The 19,834-nt window shown below is 69.1% G+C and carries 23 protein-coding genes and 1 tRNA gene; 13 read left to right on the plus strand and 11 right to left on the minus strand.

The features are described 5' to 3' along the window. Nucleotides 1-611 precede the first annotated feature (611 nt). The 6 genes from ACFVZW_RS02780 to ACFVZW_RS02805 all read left to right on the plus strand — a co-directional run bounded on the left by ACFVZW_RS02780 (nt 612) and on the right by ACFVZW_RS02805 (nt 5,844). Complete coding sequence (locus tag ACFVZW_RS02780; RefSeq protein WP_384515742.1) at nt 612-1,778, plus strand: ATP-binding protein; 1,167 nt, start codon at nt 612-614, stop codon at nt 1,776-1,778. Next, nucleotides 1,775-2,176 carry a roadblock/LC7 domain-containing protein gene (locus ACFVZW_RS02785; RefSeq protein ID WP_329113631.1) on the plus strand — a complete coding sequence of 134 codons (402 nt, stop codon included), beginning with the start codon at nt 1,775-1,777 and terminating at the stop codon, nt 2,174-2,176. Before ACFVZW_RS02780 ends, ACFVZW_RS02785 begins: the two co-directional genes overlap by 4 nt. After that, complete coding sequence (locus ACFVZW_RS02790) at nt 2,173-2,550, plus strand: DUF742 domain-containing protein (protein ID WP_383551731.1); 378 nt, start codon at nt 2,173-2,175, stop codon at nt 2,548-2,550. Before ACFVZW_RS02785 ends, ACFVZW_RS02790 begins: the two co-directional genes overlap by 4 nt. Further along, a complete protein-coding gene (locus tag ACFVZW_RS02795) occupies nt 2,525-3,118 on the plus strand; it encodes an ATP/GTP-binding protein (RefSeq protein ID WP_329113627.1) in 594 nt (197 codons plus the stop codon). Before ACFVZW_RS02790 ends, ACFVZW_RS02795 begins: the two co-directional genes overlap by 26 nt. Nucleotides 3,119-3,127: 9 nt before the next feature. Next, a complete protein-coding gene (locus tag ACFVZW_RS02800) occupies nt 3,128-4,471 on the plus strand; it encodes a cytochrome P450 (RefSeq protein ID WP_384515746.1) in 1,344 nt (447 codons plus the stop codon). Nucleotides 4,472-4,692: 221 nt separating this feature from the next. Continuing rightward, on the plus strand, nt 4,693-5,844 hold the full coding sequence (locus tag ACFVZW_RS02805) for a tryptophan dimethylallyltransferase family protein (protein ID WP_384515749.1): 1,152 nt from the start codon (nt 4,693-4,695) through the stop codon (nt 5,842-5,844). A gap of 85 nt (nt 5,845-5,929) precedes the next feature. On the opposite strand, the gene ACFVZW_RS02810 is transcribed toward ACFVZW_RS02805, so the two are convergent. Further along, nucleotides 5,930-7,261 carry a flavin-containing monooxygenase gene (locus ACFVZW_RS02810; protein WP_384515753.1) on the minus strand — a complete coding sequence of 444 codons (1,332 nt, stop codon included), beginning with the start codon at nt 7,259-7,261 and terminating at the stop codon, nt 5,930-5,932. A gap of 619 nt (nt 7,262-7,880) precedes the next feature. On the opposite strand from ACFVZW_RS02810, the gene ACFVZW_RS02815 reads away from it, so the two are divergent. Genes ACFVZW_RS02815 through ACFVZW_RS02835 form a run of 5 tightly spaced genes read left to right on the plus strand, consistent with a single transcriptional unit; the run spans nt 7,881 to nt 11,771 of the window. Beyond that, entirely contained in the window at nt 7,881-9,788 is a 1,908-nt protein-coding gene (locus ACFVZW_RS02815) for an ATP-binding protein (protein WP_384515756.1), read from the plus strand. Between the two features lie 7 nt (nt 9,789-9,795). After that, the gene (locus tag ACFVZW_RS02820; RefSeq protein WP_383551742.1) at nt 9,796-10,230 is read left to right on the plus strand and encodes a roadblock/LC7 domain-containing protein; all 435 of its coding nucleotides are present in this window, start codon (nt 9,796-9,798) and stop codon (nt 10,228-10,230) included. A gap of 2 nt (nt 10,231-10,232) precedes the next feature. Next, complete coding sequence (locus ACFVZW_RS02825) at nt 10,233-10,604, plus strand: DUF742 domain-containing protein (RefSeq protein ID WP_383551839.1); 372 nt, start codon at nt 10,233-10,235, stop codon at nt 10,602-10,604. Then, nucleotides 10,582-11,205 (plus strand): ATP/GTP-binding protein, encoded by a 624-nt coding sequence (locus ACFVZW_RS02830; protein WP_384515760.1) that lies wholly within the window; start codon nt 10,582-10,584, stop codon nt 11,203-11,205. The genes ACFVZW_RS02825 and ACFVZW_RS02830 overlap by 23 nt, the downstream gene beginning before the upstream one ends. Further along, entirely contained in the window at nt 11,202-11,771 is a 570-nt protein-coding gene (locus ACFVZW_RS02835) for a GAF domain-containing protein (protein WP_383551746.1), read from the plus strand. The genes ACFVZW_RS02830 and ACFVZW_RS02835 overlap by 4 nt, the downstream gene beginning before the upstream one ends. A 79-nt stretch (nt 11,772-11,850) precedes the next feature. On the opposite strand, the gene ACFVZW_RS02840 is transcribed toward ACFVZW_RS02835, so the two are convergent. Beyond that, on the minus strand, nt 11,851-13,050 hold the full coding sequence (locus ACFVZW_RS02840; RefSeq protein ID WP_384515763.1) for an acyl-CoA dehydrogenase family protein: 1,200 nt from the start codon (nt 13,048-13,050) through the stop codon (nt 11,851-11,853). 538 nt (nt 13,051-13,588) lie between these two features. Between ACFVZW_RS02840 and ACFVZW_RS02845 the strand changes: the two genes are divergently transcribed. Continuing rightward, nucleotides 13,589-13,960: an MmcQ/YjbR family DNA-binding protein gene (locus ACFVZW_RS02845; protein WP_384515766.1), complete on the plus strand. Its 372-nt coding sequence runs from the start codon at nt 13,589-13,591 to the stop codon at nt 13,958-13,960. A gap of 31 nt (nt 13,961-13,991) precedes the next feature. Here ACFVZW_RS02845 and ACFVZW_RS02850 read toward each other — a convergent pair whose 3' ends face one another. Then, nucleotides 13,992-14,885: a transketolase family protein gene (locus ACFVZW_RS02850; protein ID WP_384515769.1), complete on the minus strand. Its 894-nt coding sequence runs from the start codon at nt 14,883-14,885 to the stop codon at nt 13,992-13,994. Nucleotides 14,886-14,907: 22 nt separating this feature from the next. Beyond that, nucleotides 14,908-15,594: a transketolase gene (locus tag ACFVZW_RS02855; RefSeq protein WP_384515772.1), complete on the minus strand. Its 687-nt coding sequence runs from the start codon at nt 15,592-15,594 to the stop codon at nt 14,908-14,910. A 127-nt stretch (nt 15,595-15,721) separates the two neighbouring features. On the opposite strand from ACFVZW_RS02855, the gene ACFVZW_RS02860 reads away from it, so the two are divergent. Beyond that, nucleotides 15,722-15,795 (plus strand) — tRNA-Pro (locus ACFVZW_RS02860). A gap of 120 nt (nt 15,796-15,915) precedes the next feature. Here ACFVZW_RS02860 and ACFVZW_RS02865 read toward each other — a convergent pair. From ACFVZW_RS02865 to ACFVZW_RS02895, 7 genes are all read right to left on the minus strand, one after another. Then, nucleotides 15,916-16,176 (minus strand): tyrosine-type recombinase/integrase, encoded by a 261-nt coding sequence (locus tag ACFVZW_RS02865; RefSeq protein ID WP_384515775.1) that lies wholly within the window; start codon nt 16,174-16,176, stop codon nt 15,916-15,918. 627 nt (nt 16,177-16,803) lie between these two features. Beyond that, complete coding sequence (locus ACFVZW_RS02870; RefSeq protein WP_384515777.1) at nt 16,804-17,082, minus strand: ParA family protein; 279 nt, start codon at nt 17,080-17,082, stop codon at nt 16,804-16,806. A gap of 216 nt (nt 17,083-17,298) precedes the next feature. Then, nucleotides 17,299-18,201: a JmjC domain-containing protein gene (locus ACFVZW_RS02875; RefSeq protein ID WP_384515780.1), complete on the minus strand. Its 903-nt coding sequence runs from the start codon at nt 18,199-18,201 to the stop codon at nt 17,299-17,301. A gap of 15 nt (nt 18,202-18,216) precedes the next feature. Continuing rightward, complete coding sequence (locus ACFVZW_RS02880) at nt 18,217-18,522, minus strand: hypothetical protein (RefSeq protein ID WP_384515783.1); 306 nt, start codon at nt 18,520-18,522, stop codon at nt 18,217-18,219. 263 nt (nt 18,523-18,785) lie between these two features. Beyond that, nucleotides 18,786-19,028 carry a DUF397 domain-containing protein gene (locus ACFVZW_RS02885; protein WP_384515786.1) on the minus strand — a complete coding sequence of 81 codons (243 nt, stop codon included), beginning with the start codon at nt 19,026-19,028 and terminating at the stop codon, nt 18,786-18,788. Between the two features lie 167 nt (nt 19,029-19,195). Then, a complete protein-coding gene (locus ACFVZW_RS02890) occupies nt 19,196-19,462 on the minus strand; it encodes a hypothetical protein (protein ID WP_384515788.1) in 267 nt (88 codons plus the stop codon). Beyond that, nucleotides 19,462-19,647: a hypothetical protein gene (locus tag ACFVZW_RS02895; protein ID WP_384515791.1), complete on the minus strand. Its 186-nt coding sequence runs from the start codon at nt 19,645-19,647 to the stop codon at nt 19,462-19,464. Before ACFVZW_RS02895 ends, ACFVZW_RS02890 begins: the two co-directional genes overlap by 1 nt. Nucleotides 19,648-19,834 lie beyond the last annotated feature (187 nt).

Below are 19,834 nucleotides of genomic sequence, written 5' to 3' on the forward strand. Positions count from 1 at the left end.
CCACCCCCCAACCCCGGCCCGGGGCCGGGGCCCGTCCCACCCCCCCGCGCGGCCCCCCCGCCCCCGCGGCCGGGGCGGCGCGCCCCCCCCCCGGCCCGAACGACATCCGACCAGCCCCATCGGCCCGGAGCACCGTCGACCGGCCCGGGCCGTCTCGACCGGCCTGCCCGGACCGACCGTCGGCCGTCCCGGCCGGTTCCGCGAGCGGCGGTCACCCCCACCTCGCCGACCAGATCCCCACCAAGGGACACGAAGCACCCCGTACGCACCTCGCCGCACGACGGCAGTTCCCAGCCGTCTCGTACGACTTCGTGAACTCTCCGCGAGGCCCGCCCCGCTCGGCCGTGAACTCTCCGAGCCGTCCTGCCTGCGCGTTCCGCTTACGGCTGCCGAAAGCGTTCAATGCCCACCGGGTACCCCCCTGTTGACGATCGGTCACCTGTTCGTTGCCCGGTGATACGATCATCGCGCTTGCGGGGCGGGGGATGGACGAAGACGACATCTCCGACCGCGGTGGCCATCCGCGCAATGACCGGCACGGACGGGTCCCGCCGGTCCACCCGCATTGACGGAATTCAGCAGCTGGCCGTCAGTCGCCTGAAGAGAGTCTTATGACGCATTACGCACAGAACCCAGTGCTCTGGGTCCTTCTCGTCGCCGTCATCGGCGCAGTTGCCGTCATTGTCCGCCAGCGCAGGGGGACAAGGGCTCTGCGGGGTGAGATCGAAGAGATCAAGGCCCATTACACCGAGCTGGAGAGCAGCTTCTCGAAATCCGTCGAGGTCGAGAAGGAGCGAGCCCAGGACGCGACGAAGTCGGTCCTCAAGTCCGCGATGCGGACGCTGCAGGGCCTTGCCGCCGAGCAGCAGTCGGTCATCTCCGGACTGCAGAACAAGTACGGCGAGTCCGTGATTCTCCAGGACCTCCTGGAGATCGACCACACGAACTCGCAGTTCGGCCGGCGCGCCCAGTCCATCGCGGTGCTGTGCGACGGCTGGCTGGGGCGACAGCGTGACGTCGCCTCGGTCTACGACGTGGTCCGCAGCGCCCAGGGCAGGATCCGCCACTTCCGGCGCGTGGAGATCCTGTCGCAGGTCGACTTCGCGATCACCAGTCGCTCCGTCGAACCGGTGGCGCTGGCTCTCGCCGAGCTCCTCGACAACGCCACCAGCTACTCCAGCCCGGACACCGTGGTCGAGATCAACATCCGCACCGTGCCCAAGGGCATCTGCATCGTCGTCGACGACGCCGGTGTCGGTATGAACGACGAGGAGCGGGCCAAGGCCACGAAACTCCTTCTGAGCGAGCGCGTCTCCGGCGTCTCGGGGCTCGGCAGCCCCCCGCAGTTCGGCTTCGCGGTGATCGGCGTGCTCTGCGAGCGCTTCGGCTTCGAGGTGTCCGTGGACTCCAGCTCTCCGTACGGAGGCGTCCGCGCCGTTCTCCTCCTGCCGCACGAGCTGCTCACCAACATGCCGGAGAAGAAGGCCCCGGCGCCGGCCGGCCCCGCGGTCTCCACGGCGGACCCGGGCGGCCCCGAAGCCGCCGTGGCCGGCGTCTCGACCGCCGACGGCCTGCCGAAGCGCCGCCGCAAGCGGCCGATGGCCATCGTACCGGGCAGCACGACCGCACCCGCGGCGACGCGCTCCGGTGCCGAGACCGCAGCGATCATGGGGGCCTTCCAGCGAGGCACGCAATCCGGCCGGGCCACCCGCCCGGACTCCGCGGATCGAACCAGCAGCACACGTGATGCGAGCAGCGAAGGGCATGAGATCTCGTGAACGACGATCTGTCATGGATGCTTGACAGCGCCTTGGAGATACCCGGGGCGTTGCACGCGGTCCTCGTCTCCGCCGACGGTCTGCTGATGGCCCGGACGAAGGACTTCGACAAGGACAACGCGGACACCGTCGCCGCCGCGATGAGCGGGGTGCAGTCCCTCAGCCGCTCGCTCGGGTTCTTCGTCGACGGCGGCCAGTTGCGCTGGCGTCAGACGCTGGTCGAGTTCGACGGGGGCTGGGTCTTCCTGATCTCCGCGGGAGAGGGCGCGTATCTCGGCGTCTCGGCCTCGCCGGACGTCGACATGCAGGACATCACCTTCCGGATGCAGCAGCTCGTCGGCCAGTTGGGCAAAGCCCTGACGACGCCGCCGCGCGAGAACCTCGGCGTCCGGTCATGAGCGGCTTCGGAGAGCTGGAGCCCGAGGCCGCGGAATTAGTGCGTCCGTATGTCATCACCAAGGGACGCGGGCTGCCCGACGAGGAGCAGCTGTCCCTGATCACCCTGGTCACCGCGGCCGGTGACGAGCAGCAGCGTCCGACGCGGCTGTCCCCCGAGGAGCAGGGCCTGTTGGACCTGTGCACCGCCGGCTATCTCTCGGTCGCCGAGATCGCGGGGCACACGCGGCTCCCCATGGGTGTGGTGAAGATCCTTCTCTCCGCGCTCACCGAGGGCGGCTACCTCATCACCCGCCCGCCCGTGCAGCGTGCCGCGCTCGCGGACCGAGACATCCTCGAGGAGGTGCTGAATGGACTACGCACCAAGTTTGGGTGAGCAGGCGTACGTCCGTGGCGGGGCGACGCAGATCGCCGTGAAGATCCTCGTCGTCGGTCACTTCGCCGTCGGCAAGACCACCTTCATCGGTGCGATCTCGGAGATCCCTCCGCTGTCCACCGAGGAGACGATGACGCGCGCGGGCGAGTCGTTCGACGACCTCAAGGGCGTCCGGAGCAAGACCACCACCACGGTGGCCATGGACTTCGGCCGACTGACCATCAGCGACCGTGTCGTGCTGTATCTGTTCGGAACGCCGGGCCAGCAGCGCTTCGTGCAGATGTGGGAGGACATGGCGCGCGGTGCGCTCGGAGCGCTGGTGCTGGTCGACCCCGAGCGGCTGGCGGACTCCTTCGCCGTGATCGACCTGATCGAGCAGTACGGCCTCGACTACGCGATCGCAGTCAACCGTTTCGACGGCACGGCGGATCGAGAGGTGAGGGCGCTGCGCGAGGCGCTCGACCTGCTCGACGACACCCCGGTCGTCACCTGCGACGCGCGCGACGAGCAGTCGTCCGCCGACGCGCTGATCACACTCGTCCGGCATCTGCTGGACCGCGCTCACTAGGAAGCAGACATGGACGCTCAACCCACGGCCGCCCCCGTCCCCCCGCCCGGGTGCCCCGCCCACAGCGTCGGCGGCCGGGTGCCGCTGCACGGGCCGGAGTTCGCGGCCGATCCGCAGGCGTACTACACCTACCTGCGTCACTTCGGCCCGACCGCACCCGTGGAGCTCGCTCCGGGGGTGGAGGCCACGCTCGTCACCGACTACGCGACGGCGTTGCAGCTGCTGCAGGACTCCGGCTCCTTCCGCAAGGACGCGCGCCGCTGGCGGGACCTCGCCGAGGGCCGGATCAGCCCGGACAGCCCGGTCGTCCCGGTGCTCGCGTACCGGCCCAACTGCATGTTCAGCGACGGCGCCGAACACCTGCGGCTGCGGCAGGCCGTCACGGACAGCATGGCCCGCGTCGACTCGCGCCGGCTGAGCCGGAGCACCGAACAGGTCTCCAACTTCCTCATCTCGCAGTTCGGTACGCGGGGATCCGCCGATCTCCTCGGTGACTACGCCAAGCAGCTGCCGCTGTTCGTGTTCAACGAACTCTTCGGCTGCCCCGCCGACATCGGCGACCGGGTACAGTTCGGCATCGCCGGCATGTTCGATGGCGTCAACGCCGACAAGGCGGTCGAGGTGCTCTTCGGCGCCGTCGGCGAACTGGTGGCGCTCAAGCGGGCCAGGCCGGGCGACGACGTCACCTCGTGGATGATGCAGCATCAGGCGGCGCTGACGGACGAGGAGATGGTCCATCAGCTCGCTCTGCTGCTGGTGGCGGGCAACGAACCCCTGCGCAATCTCATCGGCAACACCCTGCACCGGCTCCTCACCCATGACGCGTACGCCCACAAGGGCGGTCTGATCGACGAGGCGATCGACGACACGCTGTGGGAGAACCCGCCCATGCAGAACCTCGCGCCGCACTATCCCGCGCACGACATGGAGTTCGCCGGGCAGAAGCTGAGCGCGGGCGAACTCGTCCTGGTCAGCTTCGCGGCCGCCAACACCGGGCCCGCGCTGCGGGAGGCGCGTCAGGCCGGCAGCAACCGGGCCCATCTGGCCTGGAGCGCGGGCCCGCATGCCTGCCCGTCGAAGGAGCCCGCCCGGCAGATCACGGTGACCGCCATCGAGAACCTGCTGAACCAGCTCCCCGACGTCGAACTCGCCGTCCCGGAGGACAGCCTCGTCTGGCGCCCCGGTCCCTTCAACCGGGGCCTTGCCACCCTGCCCGCCCGATTCACCCCGGCCGAGACCTTCCGCGGTCCCGTCCCCGAGGCGCCCACGCGCCCCGAAGCGCCGGCCGCGGCGGGCGCCAAGCGCGAACGCGGGGGAAAGTGGAGCCAGTTCCTTAACTGGCTCACCAAGTGACTCACGTCATTCCGGTCGCCTCATCCGTCACGGCATGAACCTTCCGCCTCAGGGGTAGTGAGCATCGCGCTATCCGACCTGTTTACGAGGCAAGGAGTGTCGTGGACCACATAGCCGCCGACGCCGATCTGATGCAGTACCCCACCGAGTTGGGCCCCCTCGATACCCGCCACTCCAGGCGGGTATCTTCTTGGGCGCTCCGGCCCGGGGCGGACGGGTCGGTGGCCGCCTCCCCGCCCGGCGGCCCGAACCCGCCCGGCGGGGAGACACTCGGCGACCACGCGGCGAGACAGGTGCTGCGGCTGTGCGAGGCCGCGGGGTTGAACGGGGCCGACTCCGCGGAGTACGCACGGACGCTGCTCACGGTCCTGGGGCCCGTCGCCGAGCGGTCGCTGGCCCTGCCGGCCCCCGACGACTCCTTCCTCTCCGACGACCACACGCCGGTGGAGTACTCGCTCGCCTTCGTGCCCGACGCGGACCCGACCCTGCGGGTGCTGCTCGAACCGGGATGCGGCGCCGACAGCCTCGCGGAGAACGGGCGTACGGGACTGCGGGTCGTCCGCGACATGGCGCGGCGCTGGGGATTCGACACCAAGCGCCTGGACGAGCTGGAGGACCTGTTCTTCCCGCCGAACCCCCAGGGCCCGCTGGCGCTCTGGTGCGCGCTGGAGCTCGTGCCCGGCGGAATCCCCCGGATGAAGATCTATCTGAACCCGGCGGCGTCCGGACAGGAACGTTCCGCCGACACGGTACGGGAGGCCCTGCGCCGGCTCGGTCACCGGAAGGCCTTCAGGGCGCTGCCCGAGGGCGATCGCCATCTGTTCTTCGCCCTGGACCTGGGTGACTGGGAAGAACCCCGGGTGAAGGTCTACCTCGCGCACCACGACCTGTCGGCGCCGGAGGCGGCCGGCCTGTCCCGCGTGGACGGCGGCCCCGGGCGGCCGGAGCTCACGGGCTTCTTCCGCATGGCGGCCGGACAGGACACCGGCATCGAGGGTGCGGACGGCCGGGACGCGCGGCTGGACCGCAGACCCGTCCAGTCCTGCCACGCCTTCACCGAGACGGCGACCGGCCGCCCGAGCGGCTTCACCCTCTACATCCCGGTCCGCGACTACGCCCGGCACGACGGCGAGGCCCTCGACCGGGCGGTGGCCGTGCTCGGCCGCCACGGCATCGACCCCGCCTCGCTCCTGCGCTCACTGTCCGCCGTGACCTCCCGGCGGCTGAGGGACGGTGTGGGGCTCATCGCCTACCTGGGACTCGCCCACCAGCAAGGCCGACCGCCGCGGGTGACCGCCTACATCTCCTCGGAGGCATACGCGGTCAGGCCCCCGGTCGCCGCACCGTCCCGACAGGTCGAGTCCGTCCACTGACGGGCACCGGCACGCGCCGACACGGGGCCGGTGAAGCCTCCCGAGGGTCCGCCACCGGGAGCTTCACCCACCCTGATCGCGGACCTCACGCGTCCTGCAGCTCCCGCAGTTCGCGCAGATAGGGGCCGACGTCCACCTGGATGGAAGCGCCCTCGGTCCGCCCGTAGCGCTCCTCTATACCGCTCAGGTACGCGCTGATCTCCTCGCGCATGACCTCCGCGGACGGCAGGGTGACATCACCGTCGACGATCCGCGCCACCCACCGCGACTGCGCCTCCACGAGGCGGGTGATGGAGCCCACGGGACGGATCAGGCCGACGAAGTACAGGCCGGGCCGGTCGGGGGCGACGACCCGCTTGTACAGCTCGACCGCCCCCTGCTCGGGATCCGCCGGACATCCGGCGGGCAGGAAGGGGAAGGCCATACGGAAGCCGGTGCAGTAGACGATCGCGTCCGCCTCCACCGTGGTTCCGTCGGTGAAGGTCACCGTGTCGCCGTCCAGGGATTCGATGGCGGGCCTCGGGACCACCCCGCCGTGCCGTATTCGGCTGAGAATCTCGTCCGAGATGGTCACGGCCGAGGAGAAGACGGGGTGGTCGGGCTCGGGCAGGCCGTAGTCCGACAGCCTGCCCCGCGCCACGAACAGGGCCTGCTCGACGAAGCGCCGCCGCTCGTCGAACGACATGTCGTTGAACCACGGTGCGTCGGCGATCAGGTCCACGGACATGCCGAAGAGCTGCTTGGGCACGATGTGCAGCCCCCGGCGGACGGAGAGCACGGTCCGCGCGGCATGCCGGGAGAGGTCCGCGGCGATGTCCACGCCGGACGCCCCCATGCCCACGACGACCACGCGCTGCCCGGCGAAGTCGCTGCCGTCGCCGTAGTCCATCGAATGGAGAATCGTTCCGGCGAAGGAGCCGGAGCCGGGAGGAAGCGAATCCGGCAGCGCCGCCTCCGTGTTGTGGCCCGAGGCGACGATCACCTGCTCGAAGCGCCGTTCCTTCATCTCTCCGCGCGCGTCGCGGCTGACGACCGTCCAGACGCCGTCTGCCTCCTGCTCCACGGAGAGCACCTCCGTACGTAGTTCGACCCGGGGCAGCAGGCCCGCCCACTCGGCGAAGGACCGGAGATAGGCGGCGACGTCGCTGTGGCTGGGATAGAGCGGCAGCTCGGACGGCATCGGGAAGTCGGCGTAACCGGTCAGCTGCTTGGCGCTGTTCAGATGGAGAGACCGATAGGCCGGACCCCGCTCGCCGGCCCCCGGCTGGCGCCAGATCCCTCCGACGTCCGGTGACTTCTCCAGACAGACGAAGTCGACTCCCCTGACCGAGAGCGCATGCGCCGTCGCCAGCCCCGACAGACCCGCACCGATGACGCACACGGTCGCGGCAGTGGCATCGGCATGTGACCCGCCCAAGGAACCCTCCACAGAACACCATCCGTCCATGCACCGGGCGTTGACCGCGACGGATGTCGCGGCTGTCTCCGTGCGGGAGCCCGGGGCGACACACGATACCGATCACCCTTCGGCCGGCGGCCGTCCCGTCCCCGCAGATGGGTGAGGTGGTTCCGGTCGTACGGACAGTCACGCCGACGACCACGCCGTCCGCGCGAACGGAACGGACGCGAAAGCGAATTCGAGGGACGCGAAGGTGGCCGAAAAGCGGTCCACGGAATCCTGCCCGGGCATGCCTGGGGCCGCGCGCACTCCCCGCCGCGATGTCCCGTCCGCCGATTCCGGTCAAGGGTCCTTTCCGCCGAGTTCCGCGGCGTGTACGCGCCTGAACCCTCTTCCGTTCCGCCGATTCCGGCGGCTCTGTCGGGTTCCGGCCATACGTTCTCGGCCGGTCGTGCGAAGGGTGATACCAGAGTGCCGTGCTCTACGGGTAAGTTTGCCAACTGCGCACCGCACATGAACGGTTGACGACTACAGTGTGTGCTTGGTGATCATCGGTAGGCTCATCACATCCACGTCGAACACACCCCCGTAGTGACAGAGAAGTACGCCGATTCCTGGGCACGTACCAAGGACACTCATGTCTCAACTTCGCGCACCCGCCGCGCGGTCCGAACGCCGTGAGGGCGGGCGGCACGGCCGGTCTGGCGCCCGTTCCGCTCCCGGCGCGGGGGCTCCCAACCCCGCGCAGAATTCCGTGCCGCCTCCGCCGGAGGCCCGTATACGCTCGCAACTCCTGCGCACCTCCGTGCTCCCGGCCGTCGCCGTGGCACTCGGTGGCGCCGCAGCCGTCATCTTCACCATCCGCTCCACCGGAGCCGCCCCCACCGCCGGCCTCTGGGCCGCTCTGACGGGCGCCGCCGCCCTCACGGTCGCCTCCCTGACCGCGGCCGCGCTCGGCGCCGACCGGGCGGCCAAGTCCGTGCTCGACCGCTGCAACGCCCTGCGCCGCTCCAGCGCCCGCGGCCAGAGCGAGCTGCGCGCGGTCGTCGAGCAGCTGCGCCGCGGTGACGGCCCCCCGGCCCGCCCGGCCACCCCGCCGGCCGTGGGCTCCGGCGACGAGTTCGACCTGCTCGCCCAGGAGCTGACCCGCTCCCACGAGGCCGCCGTGGCCGCCGTGGTGCAGGCGTCCCGGCTCTCCAGCAGCGTCGGCAACGAGCAGAAGGTCGAGGTCTTCGTCAACCTCGCCCGTCGCCTGCAGTCCCTCGTCCACCGCGAGATCCAGCTCCTGGACGAGCTGGAGAACGAGGTCGAGGACCCCGAACTGCTCAAGGGCCTGTTCCACGTCGACCACCTGGCGACCCGCATCCGCCGCCACGCGGAGAACCTCGCCGTGCTCGGTGGCGCCATCTCCCGCCGTCAGTGGTCGAATCCGGTCACCATGACCGAGGTGCTGCGCTCCTCCATCGCCGAGGTCGAGCAGTACCCGCGCGTGAAGCTCGTCCCGCCGATCGACGGTACGCTCCGGGGCCATGCCGTGGCCGACGTCATCCACCTGCTCGCCGAACTGGTCGAGAACGCGACGTTGTTCTCCGCCCCGCACACCACGGTGCTGCTGCGGGCCCAGTACGTCACGGCCGGCCTCGCCATCGAGGTCGAGGACCGCGGCCTGGGCATGCCGGTCACCGAGCAGAACAAGATGAACGCCCTGCTCGCCGACCCGGACCAGGTCAACGTCGCGCATCTGCTCCAGGACGGCCGCATCGGCCTCTTCGTGGTCTCCGCGCTCGCCCGCCGCCACGGCATCGCGGTACGCCTCCAGACCAACATCTACGGTGGGATCCAGGCCGTCCTCGTGCTGCCGCAGGGCCTCCTCGGCGCCGACCCGGAGGGGCTCGCACGGACCGAGAACCAGCCGGGAGCCGTGCCCGCGGGCCGGCCCTCCCACACGCCGCAGATGCCTCAGCCGACCCCGGCCCCGTCGGTCCACGCGGCCCCCGCCGCCCCGGCCCCGACCGGGACGCACGGCAACGGGACGCCCGCACCGGCACCCGTACACCCGCAGACGCCCGCACCCGTATACCCGCAGACGCCCGCTCCCGTCCACGCGTCCGCGCACACCCCCGTACGGCCGCCGGCCCAAACGCCGGAGCCCGCGGCCGAACCCCCGCACCGGCCGCTGACGTACACCACCTCCGCACCGGCGATCCCGCTCCAGCAGCCCAACGCGGGAGCGCCCGCCCCGGTCGCACCCACGCACGACGGAGCTCCCCTCCCCGTACGGGGAGATCACGCCGGGCGTGCCAACCCGGGCACGATCACCCCGGCCCCGCGCGCGGAAGCGCCCGGCCGACCTCTCCTCCCCAAGCGGCGCGCGCAGGAGCACATCGTCCCGCAGCTGCGCGACGAGCCCGCCGCCCGCGCGCCCGAGGAGCACGCCTTGCACGACCCGGGTCTGATGGCCGCCTTCCAGCGCGGCATCGGACTCGCCGAATCCCAGCCCCCAGCCCATGAATCGCTGCGTCCCGGTGACGCGCACAAGGAGTAGATGCACCATGGCGAGCAATGTGCCGAACGGCCATTCCTCGGATCTCGACTGGCTGCTGAGCGGTCTGGTCCAGCGGGTCCCGTACACCCGCAACGCGGTACTGCTCTCCTCCGACGGCCTGGTGAAGTCGGTGCACGGCCTCGACACCGACGCCGCCGACCACATGGCCGCGCTGGCCTCCGGGCTGTACTCGCTCGGCCGCAGTGCCGGCGCCCGGTTCGGCGACGGCGGCGAGGTGCGGCAGGTGGTCGTCGAGCTCGACTCCACCCTGCTGTTCGTCACCACCGCCGGCTCCGGCACGTGTCTGGCGGTCCTCGCCGGGCGTGAGGCGGACGCCGCCGTGCTGGGCTACGAGATGGCGATGCTGGTCAAGAGCGTACGGCCGTATCTGGTCACCCCCGCCAGACAGGCGGCGGGCGCGGCGCGCACCGTGGGGCAGTGAGCGTGACGTCCCCCCAGGAGGGGCCCTGGCTCGATGACGCGGCAGGCAGGCTGATCCGCCCGTACACCGTGATCGGCGGCCGGACCCAGCCCACCACCGCGCTCGACCTCCTCTCCATGGTGATGGCGACGGGCACCACACCACAGGCCCACATGGGGCCCGAGCACAGCCTGGCCCTCGGGCTCTGCGACGGCCCCACCTCGGTGGCGGAGATCGCGGCGCACTTACGGCTCCCCGCGGTCGTCACCAAGGTTCTGCTCTCCGATCTCGTGGACTGCGGGGCGCTGACCGCCCGGGCGCCCCGCTTCCACGCCAACCCAACCGACCGTTCCTTGCTGGAGGCAGTGCTCGATGGCCTACGACAACGGCTCTGAGCGCCACGAGAGTTTCGCGACCGACCCGTTCCCCACCGCGCTCAAGATCCTGGTGGCGGGTGGCTTCGGCGTGGGCAAGACCACCTTCGTGGGCGCGGTCAGCGAGATCGAACCGCTGAGTACCGAAGAGCTGCTGACCCAGGTCAGCGCGGCGACCGACAGCCTGGAGGGCGTGGAGTCCAAGACCACGACCACGGTCGCGATGGACTTCGGGCGCATCACTCTCGACGACCGGAACGTGCTGTACCTGTTCGGCACTCCGGGCCAGGAGCGCTTCTGGTTCATGTGGGACGAGCTCTCCGAGGGCGCGCTCGGAGCGGTCGTCCTCGCCGACACCCGACGCCTGCAGGACTGCTTCTCCGCCGTCGACTTCTTCGAACGGCGCGGCATCGGATTCGTCGTGGCGGTCAACGAGTTCGACGGCGCGTACCGGTACGAGCCGGACGAGGTGCGGGCGGCGCTCGACCTCAAGCCCGAGGTGCCGGTCGTGCTCTGCGACGCCCGGATCTCCAGCGCCGGCATCCGCACCCTCCTCACCCTCGTCCAGCATCTGCTCACCACCATCCCGGCACCCGTGCCGAGCTACGGAGCACCGTCATGACCTACGACCCGACCGGTCATCTGCTGCTGACCCCCGTCGACCGGGAGGCGCCCGCACGTGTGCGGCGCCTGCGCGAACTGGGCCTGGGGGAGCGGCCGGAGCCGGCGTTCGACGAGTTCGCCCACCGGCTCGCGGACGTGACCGGTGCTCCGTACTCGATGGTCAACTTCATCGACGAGAACCGTCAGTTCTTCGCCGGACTGCACACCCCGGCCGGCACCCACTCGGGCAGCGACCTGGGCGCGGCGGCCGCCGGCGGCGACGTCGGCAGGTACATGGCCCGTGACCACGGCTACTGCCCGCACGTGGTGGTGCGCCGCAAGGCGCTCGTCCTGGAGGACGTCTGCGACTACCCGCGGTTCGCGGGGAACCCGGTGGTGGACGAGATCGGCATCCGCTCCTACATGGGCGCGCCGCTGATCGACCGTACGGGCATAGCGCTGGGCACGATCTGCGTCGTCGACACCGACGTCCGACCGTGGGGCCGGGCCGGTCTGGAGACGATCAAGACGCTGGCGGCGGAGCTGGTGGAGCAGATCCACCGCCGCGAGGACGGGCTGATCTGACCCGCTCCTCGGAGGACACCCGCGTGCGCCCCGGGACGGCTTCGCCGCCGTGCCGGGGCGCACTTCCGTACGTACGCGCTCAGGCGTGTACGGGTTCCAGCCTGACCAGGTCCGAGAGCCGCTCGGACCAACTGCCCTTGTCCTGGCCGAGTGCGACCTCGGCCAGCCGCAGGAGCTGGATGTCGGAGGTGCCCGCGGGGGCGAAGATGTGGTGCGCGTCGCGAAGGTAGCGCTCGATCGGACGATCGGTGAAGAGACCGGCGGCCGCGTGGATCTCCATCGCGTCGCGCCCGGAGTCGATCGCCGACTCCACGTTGACCAGCTTCGCGTTCATCAACTCGGCGTCGCAGGACAGCCCCTGGTCGAGGAGATGCACCGCGTGGTACGCGGCGAGCCGGGCCGTCATCAGCCGGGACTGCATCTGACCCAGCTTCAGCTTCACCGTGGGCAGGTGGTGCAGCGGCTTGCCGTAGCGGATGCGCTCCGCGCAGAACCGGGTCGTCTCCTCCAGGATCGCCTGGTGGATGCCGAGGGAGACGGCCGTGAGGTTGGCCCGGCCGTACAGCACGCTCGACGAGTACGCGACGGACAGGCCGTCGCCCTCGTCGCCGAGCCTGCTGGAGGCCGGGACCCGGCAGTCCTCGAAGACGAGCTCGCCGAAGCTGAAGCCGTGCAGCCCCATGGCCGGTTGCTGGGGGCCGAGCCGGAAGCCCGGGCGGTCGGACTCGACGAGGAAGGCCGTGAGCCCCTTCGAACCGGGCCCGGTCCGGACCACCACACCGTGCAGATCGCCGACATGGCTGTTTCCGACGAACACCTTGCTGCCGTTGAGGACGTAGTCGTCGCCGTCGCGGACCGCGCTCGCGGTCATGCCGAGGACATGCCCGCCCGACTCGGGTTCGGTGACCGCGATGGTCGGCAGGCACTCGCCAGCGGCGATGGCGGGGAGCCAGGTCTTCCGCTGCTCGTCGCTGCCGAAGTGGAGGATCTTCGCGGTGCCCAGCTGGGAGGCCTGAACCATGGCGCCCATCGCGCCGCTGATTCGGGAGAGTTCCTCGATGATGATGGTTTTGGCCAGGTGACCGGCGCCCATTCCGCCGTACTCCCGGCCGATTGTGGCGCCGAGCCAGCCCTGCTCGCAGATCAGCCGGGACAATTCGTGGTGCACCGACCGGGACTCTTCCATCTCGGCTATTCGGGGCCGGACCTCACTCTCCGCGAAGTGCCGGACCGTTTCCCTGAGCTGATGATGAAGTCGACTGCTGAAGTAGCTGTCCATACGAGTACCTCCCCTGCGAAACGCCTGCTCGCTCGGTTGTTCGAGCAGGTGGTGCATCGGCGGTGGCCCCGTCCCGAACAGGCCGACACTCCATGGTGTTGATCTTTCTTGGGCGGATCAATATCGCCACGGAATTTGTCTGAAACCGGAGTTGTTGACGGTTGAATCTGTCTGTGTTTCGTGGAGACTTGGCCTGTTCGGGCGGTCCTCCGCGACCTTCGCCGTGGGCATCTTTCTGCCACATGCCAAAGGCAAAGAATCGCAGGGCATATGGCATCGAGAGGTACCGGGCCGCCTCATACGCCACCTCTTCACCACAGTGGCGGAATGCCGGAAGAATCCCCGAGTCCGGACGGAAGCGGAATCGCGGGGCGGGGCGTGATCGACCCCGTGTGGCGGGGCGGTATCCGGTCGTTCGGGTGTGCGTGGAGGCGTGGGAGCGCGTGACGAGGAGTGACCGGCGCGCGCTCCGGCGCGTGTGCCCCACAGCGGCACCGACAAGGAGGTCGGTGTCAGTGGCGGGTCGTACGGTCGACGTATGGCCACTGCCGACGACGTACGCAGAATCGCGCTCGCGCTGCCCGGGGCGGTGGAGAAGCTCGCCTGGGGTATGCCCACCTTCCGCGCGGGACCGGGCGGCAAGATCTTCGCCTCGCTGGACGACGACGACCAGGTGATCGGCGTGAAATGCCCCAAGGAGGAGCGGGAGGAACTCATCGCGTCCGAGCCCGCCAAGTTCTTCATCCGGGAGGGCCATGACGACGGCTACGCCTGGGTGCGTGTCCGGATCGGCGCCCTTGACGACGAGGAGGAGCTGCACGCGATCCTCGCCGACTCCTGGCGCCAGGCGGCCCCGCGCAGACTCCTGCAGCAGTACCCGGAGGTGGGGGTACCGCCCGAGGAGAGCTGAGCCGCCGGCGATGCGTCGCGGGCCTCGGGGCTCACCCGCCGAGGAAGGACGCGACGCGGCCGCGCAGTCCGGCCGGGTCGAGGCCCTGTCCTGCCAGGTGCTCGTCGATGCTGCCGTACTTGCGCAGCTCCCGCCGGGAGACCCCGAGGCCGAGGACGCGGTGGGGGAGCGCGGCGAGGGCGTCGTTGGCGGTCGCCGTCGACGTGCCGGCGAGGTAGGGCTCGACCAGGACGACGTCCGGGCGGGCGCGGTCGGCGGCCCGGCGCAGGGCCTCGGCGTCGAAGGGGCGGATCGTGGAGGCGTAGAGGACGGTCACGTCGAGGCCCTCGGTGGCGGCCAGGACGTTGTCCAGCATGGGTCCGACCGCGACGACGACCCCGTCCCGCCCCTCGCGGACGGTGTCGAAGCCGGAGGAGACGGGGCGGGGTGAGGCGTTGGACTGGAGCGAGAGCCGGACGTAGACGAGATCGTCGGCCGCGACGGCCTGTCGCAGCAGCGTCTCCGCCTCATCGGGGTGACCGGGGACATGGACCGTCCAGCCGTCGAGGGTGTCGAGCAGCGCCACGTCGCCGGGCGACATATGCGTGAATCCGCCGGCGGGCCAGTCGTACGACGCCCCGGCGCTGACCAGGATCCCGCTCACCCCCTGGTGCCCGAAGTCCAGCTTCAGCTGCTCGAAGGGGCGCTCGACCAGGAAGCTCGCGAAGGTGTGCATGATCGGGCGCATCCCGGTGAGGGCGAGCCCGCCGCCCGCGCCGATCAGCAGCTGCTCGCGGATACCGACATTGATCACCCGGTCGGGGTGGCGCCGCTCGTCCTGCTGGAATCCGTCCCGGCTGATCTCGGCGAGGACCAGCGCGAGGCGGGGATCCTCGTCGAGCAGACGGCCGGTGGTCGCGATGAAGCGGTCTCGCATGGTGTCCATGGGGGGGTCTCCTTGAGGGGGATCAGGCGTTCTTGGGCTCGACGCGGGCGACGACGGCCCGCGGCCGGCCCGGGTGCGGAGCGGTGAAGGCGGCGTACAGCGCGTCGTGATCGCGTCCGTCGACGGTCTCGGCGGACCATCCGGCGGCCTCGAAGCGGGAGGCGATCCCACCGCGCCAGCCGTAGGTCGCGGAGCTGTTGTCGATGACGAGCGTGTGCAGCCGCTCGAGACCGGCGGGCCCCGCGTAGGCGATGGCCTCGTGATTGCTGCCCTCGTCGAGCTCGGCGTCCCCGATGAGCACCCACACCCGCGGTTGGGCGAGCCCCTGCGCGCGCAGCCCGAGCGCGGTCCCGACGGCGATCGGCAGCCCGTGCCCCAGGGACCCGCTGCCGATCTCGGCGCCGGGCACGAGCGTCCGGTCGGGGTGGTGCCCGAGCGGTGAGTCGTACGCCCCGAAGCCGGTGAGCAGCTCCTCGGGGAAGAAGCCCTTGGCGGCGAGGACGGCGTAGTACGCCATGGGCCCGTGCCCCTTCGACAGCAGGAACCGGTCGCGCCCCGGCTCCGCGACGGTCTCGGGCGACACCTGGAGCACCCGGTCGTACAGCACCCAGAGGGCGTCGAGGGTGGAGGTGGCGGCGGGGGAGTGCTTCTCGTCGCCGGTCATCAGCGCCATGAGGACGTGGAGCCGGTCGATGTCGGTGATCGTCATGCCACTCACCGTGCAACCTCAAGCGAGGTCGAGGTCAAGCGCACAAAGCGGTTCGTGACCACCCGGGTAAGTGCGGTATTGTTCTCATGCGCGTTCGGCCGGGGGAAACCCCAGGTCAGACGGGCACCGGGACGTGGCGCAGCTTGGTAGCGCACTTGACTGGGGGTCAAGGGGTCGCAGGTTCAAATCCTGTCGTCCCGACGAGAGGTTCGCCTCGTAGTCGCAGATCAGAGCCCTGCCTCACTTCGGTGAGGCAGGGCTCTTGTTCGTTCTCTGGGGCGGTCGTATCACATTTCGTCACAGACGCAGTGGATCTTTTGCTCAGCCGGCGAGCAGCTCCCCGAGCTTGTCCGAACCGGCCTTGAGGCTCTGCGGGTCGGGGTGAACGTAGACCCGCTTGGTGAAGGATAGGTCGCTGTGTCCGGCCCACGCGGAGACGACGGTATCGGGGACGCCGTTGTTGGCCATCCACGAGAGACACGCGTGACGGGCGTCGTAGAGACGCACCTTCCGCACGCCGGCCTGCGCCATCAGCCTGTGGGCCTCGCGACGCAGCTTGTCCGTCTTGAACGGTCGACCCATTGAACGGTCGACCCAGCTCGTCGACGACCACGTAGCCACTGCCTTCATACGCTTCCCCCACGGCAAGCCTCTCCGCAGCCTGGCGGGCGTGGAAGGTCACAAGCGCCGCTTGCAGTGGCTTGGGCAGCGGGAGAACCCTCCTACCGTTTCGAGTCTTGGGGTCCTTCTCAACGACCTTGTTGCGCGACCCTTTCGGCAGGCTCCGGTCGTAGACGATGGTGCGGGTGTTCCCTACCGCGATGGTGCCAGCTCCCGTCAGGTCGACATCCTCCTTCCAGCGGGTGCCACACACCTCGGCAGGACGCTCAGCAATAAGGGTCAGAAGCATCACGCCAAACAGGCGGTCGCTCTTGGTGGCCTCGATAAATGCCTTGACTTCCGTCTCGTCCCAAGGCCTGCGCTTCGCATCCGCCTGCGCCGCTTTTCGCACTGCGTCGTGGGAGACGCGGACATGCTCGGCGACATTGCGGACGACCCAGCCACGACGCACCGCAAGGGTGAGTGCCGAGCGCAGCCGGCCAAGGGTGAGCCGCACTGAGCGAAGGCCAAGACCAGTCCCCGGCTTTCCGCCGCGCTGGCGCCCGCGGGTCAGCATCCAGTCAACAAATTCCTCAACGTCCTCCTCGGTCAGCACCTGAAGCCGTTGCGTTCCAAAATGGTCGCGAATACCGTCTGTTGCTTGGAGATCTGTGGGTAGTTGTGGAGTAGCACCTTGCTGCTGTTGGCCTGGGAGTCGATATCGATAAGGAGAACCCGCTTGCCTTTTCGTGCGAGCCCTGCGGCCAGCGAGATGGTAGATGATGTCTTTCCGACACCTCCTTTCTGGGATGCGATTGAGATAACCATAGTTAAGTTAAATCCATCGAAATCCCAAGCGGGTTGTTTCGATGCATTTCTTAGTTCCATACCAGAATAAACAATCTGGTATGAACATGTCAATATGCAATAAATGGGACGTGCCTATCGGAACTCAGCACTCGGCGAACGCGAGCAATGGCCCGATGAGCGGGTGTGGCCGTAGACGCCGTTGGGTCGCAGCCGGCCAGGGCACGTTCTGACGCACTGAGCCCCCTCGGCGGTGACCGAGGGGGCTCCTCTCAACGCTTCATCCGCTCAGTGAGGTCAGGTCGAGTACTCCAGCTCCGTCAGTGCCGCCTCGTGCACGCCCACCGCCACCTCAGACAAGTCGAGCCCCTGGAGATGCCGGATCAGCGCTACACGCGCCTCGGCGAGCTGCTGGCCCAGCCCGACCCCGCTCAACTGGCCGGGGCGCAGGATGCGACGGAAGTCAGGGTTGTCGATCGCGCTGGCCACCAGCTTCTCGGCCAGCCACAGGGGAGTGCGCTCGCGGATCGCGAATGTCAGGTGAATGCTGTGCTCGTCGGAGTCCAGGACATGAGGGTTGTGGACCCACCCGCGAGGTAGCAGGAGGGACTGCCCGGCCTTGAGGTCCACCTCCACATCCGGTCCCGCTGCTTCCCACGTCGGGATGTAGTCCTCTCTCCAGACCCTCCAGCTCTCGTTGTACTCGCGCATGGGGGCCTCGACCGGAGGGCGCCAGAGCTGCCACCGCTTCGTGCCCGAGATCTGGACGATCACGGCCATCTGCTGATCCCAGTGGTGGCGGAGCCCCTGGTGCCCCGGAGGAGTCAGGAAGGCGTGGATGTAGTTCGAGTAGCCCGTCTCCGTCTGGATGTCCTGGGAGATCTGAGCCAGGGCCGGGATGACTCGCTGAAGGTTCCCGAGGCGAATGGTGTGGCCGCTCTCGTAGAGCCGGGCGAGTTTCGCGCGGTCGGTCCGTCCGTCCGTCGTGTATGCCTTCTGACTCATCGAGGGGTTGGGGGCCTGGACGACCGCGATCTCGTCAGCGGGGACACACCCCCTGTAGACGTACCCCCGGATGGTCTCTGCGGTGACTGTCTCGTCGAGCGCCGCCATGCCGCGCTCGAACACACGCGGCTCGTCGGGCCACGTGAGCATCAGTTCGGTTACACCGTCCTCAGGCAATAACAGGCGCAGCGACATGGCTCGTCCTTCGGCTCAGGAGGGAGGGAGCGGGCAGGGGATGTCCGGGTGAAAGTGGTTCGGGCAGCACACAACGGAGAGCGACACCATGGTCTGCGAGCGGGTGTAGTGCACCCAGCTCACATCGACGCCGCGAGGGAGGACATCCGCGGCGTACTCCAACTTCTGATCCAAGGTGCGGTAGGCAACCTTGTCGTCCTCGCGCTCGAAGGGCGGGCTCTCCTGGTAGCGCTTCGTCAGCCATGCCAGGGCAACGTCCACGTTGGTCCAGGTGCAGTCCACCGCGCTCTGGTTGTGCTTGAGAAGCCAGTGGCCAGTCATCAGAGGCGGCAGGTTGGAGGTCAGGAACTCATTCGCAGCATCCTGGTACCGAGCCTTCTCCTCCTCCTTGGCCTCAGGCGGAGGGGGATCCGGGTATGGAGGCCGGCGGTTGCCCTCCCGCGCGTAGTCGACAGGCTTACCCGCCCATGCGTACCCATGCCAATGGCCGTGCCAGCTCAAGGGGTGCCTTTCCTACAATTTGACGTGGGGCCGCCCCCAATTCGGATGGGGGCGGCCCTCCTTGCGGAGAAGACGAACCGCGTCTAGCTGAGGGAGAGGCCCCTCATCTTGGCGTAGCCGAGGACGAAGTCGTCCACCTCGGCGGTCGTGGCACGCAACTCGTGGCCGGCGCCCTCGGGCTTGGTGTCCCGAAGGACGAAACCGTCCGCGACGCCGGGGATGGCCGCCAGGTCGATGCAGGACTCGTGCTCGCCGCCGAGGTTCCCGCCGCAGAAGTTCTGGAACGTGGCCCCCTCGATCGGGACCGTGTAGAGGTTCTGAGCCATGAAGTGAAACTCCTTCGTGCGTCAGATGTTCGGAGAATCGGTCTCCGGGCCGTATTGCCCTGATGACCCGCCCCCGGACGGTCTTGCCGGACATCACCGGGAACGGGACCTTGCCCGACCCGGCAGGCAGAACGGGGGAGCTGCGTTGCCGGGCCGGTGTCTTTGGGTTACGCGCTGGGGCGGCTGTAGACCATCTCGCCGAGGACAGGGGTGTACTCGATCTTGCGGAACACCAGCAGGGGGCCGCAGACAGTGATGGGCTCCCGATCCCGGAAGTGAAGGGCCTTATGGGCCGTCCCACCCGACATGCTGGTGATCTCGAAGAACACGCCATCGAAGCCGACCATGTCGCCGATCTTGATCTGGCCGGGGCTGACCACATGGCCCTGCGTGCCGAGCGGTCCGCGGGGCGTCCTCTTCTTTTGCTGAGACATCAGCACGCCTGCTTCGTGGCGTTGTAGAGGGCGTGCTCGTCCTCTGTGGCGTGGGTCCGCGCCCAACGGGCGAACTCGTACGCGTCCCCGGACCGCATAGCGACGGAGACCGTGCCGTACCCGTCGATGACCTCGCCGGTGTCGACCTCCGCCGGGATGCGCATAAGGGCCAGGGCCTCGCGCACCTCGGGGCACCGCGTTGCTCGCGACGATCTGCGCCGTCTCGATGGGGGTTCTGCTGGTCGTCGCCGTCATGGGTGACCCCTAGTCATTCGTCGATGCCGTCGCTTGAGTTCGAGAGGAACGTAGAGCGGCGTCGGACCAACCTCCAAGAAGATTGCGCGAGTTTGCAGCAAGTCGTTTGACGGGCCC

The sequence above is a fragment of the Streptomyces sp. NPDC059567 genome (assembly GCF_042735655.1).
Lineage (GTDB): Bacteria > Actinomycetota > Actinomycetes > Streptomycetales > Streptomycetaceae > Streptomyces.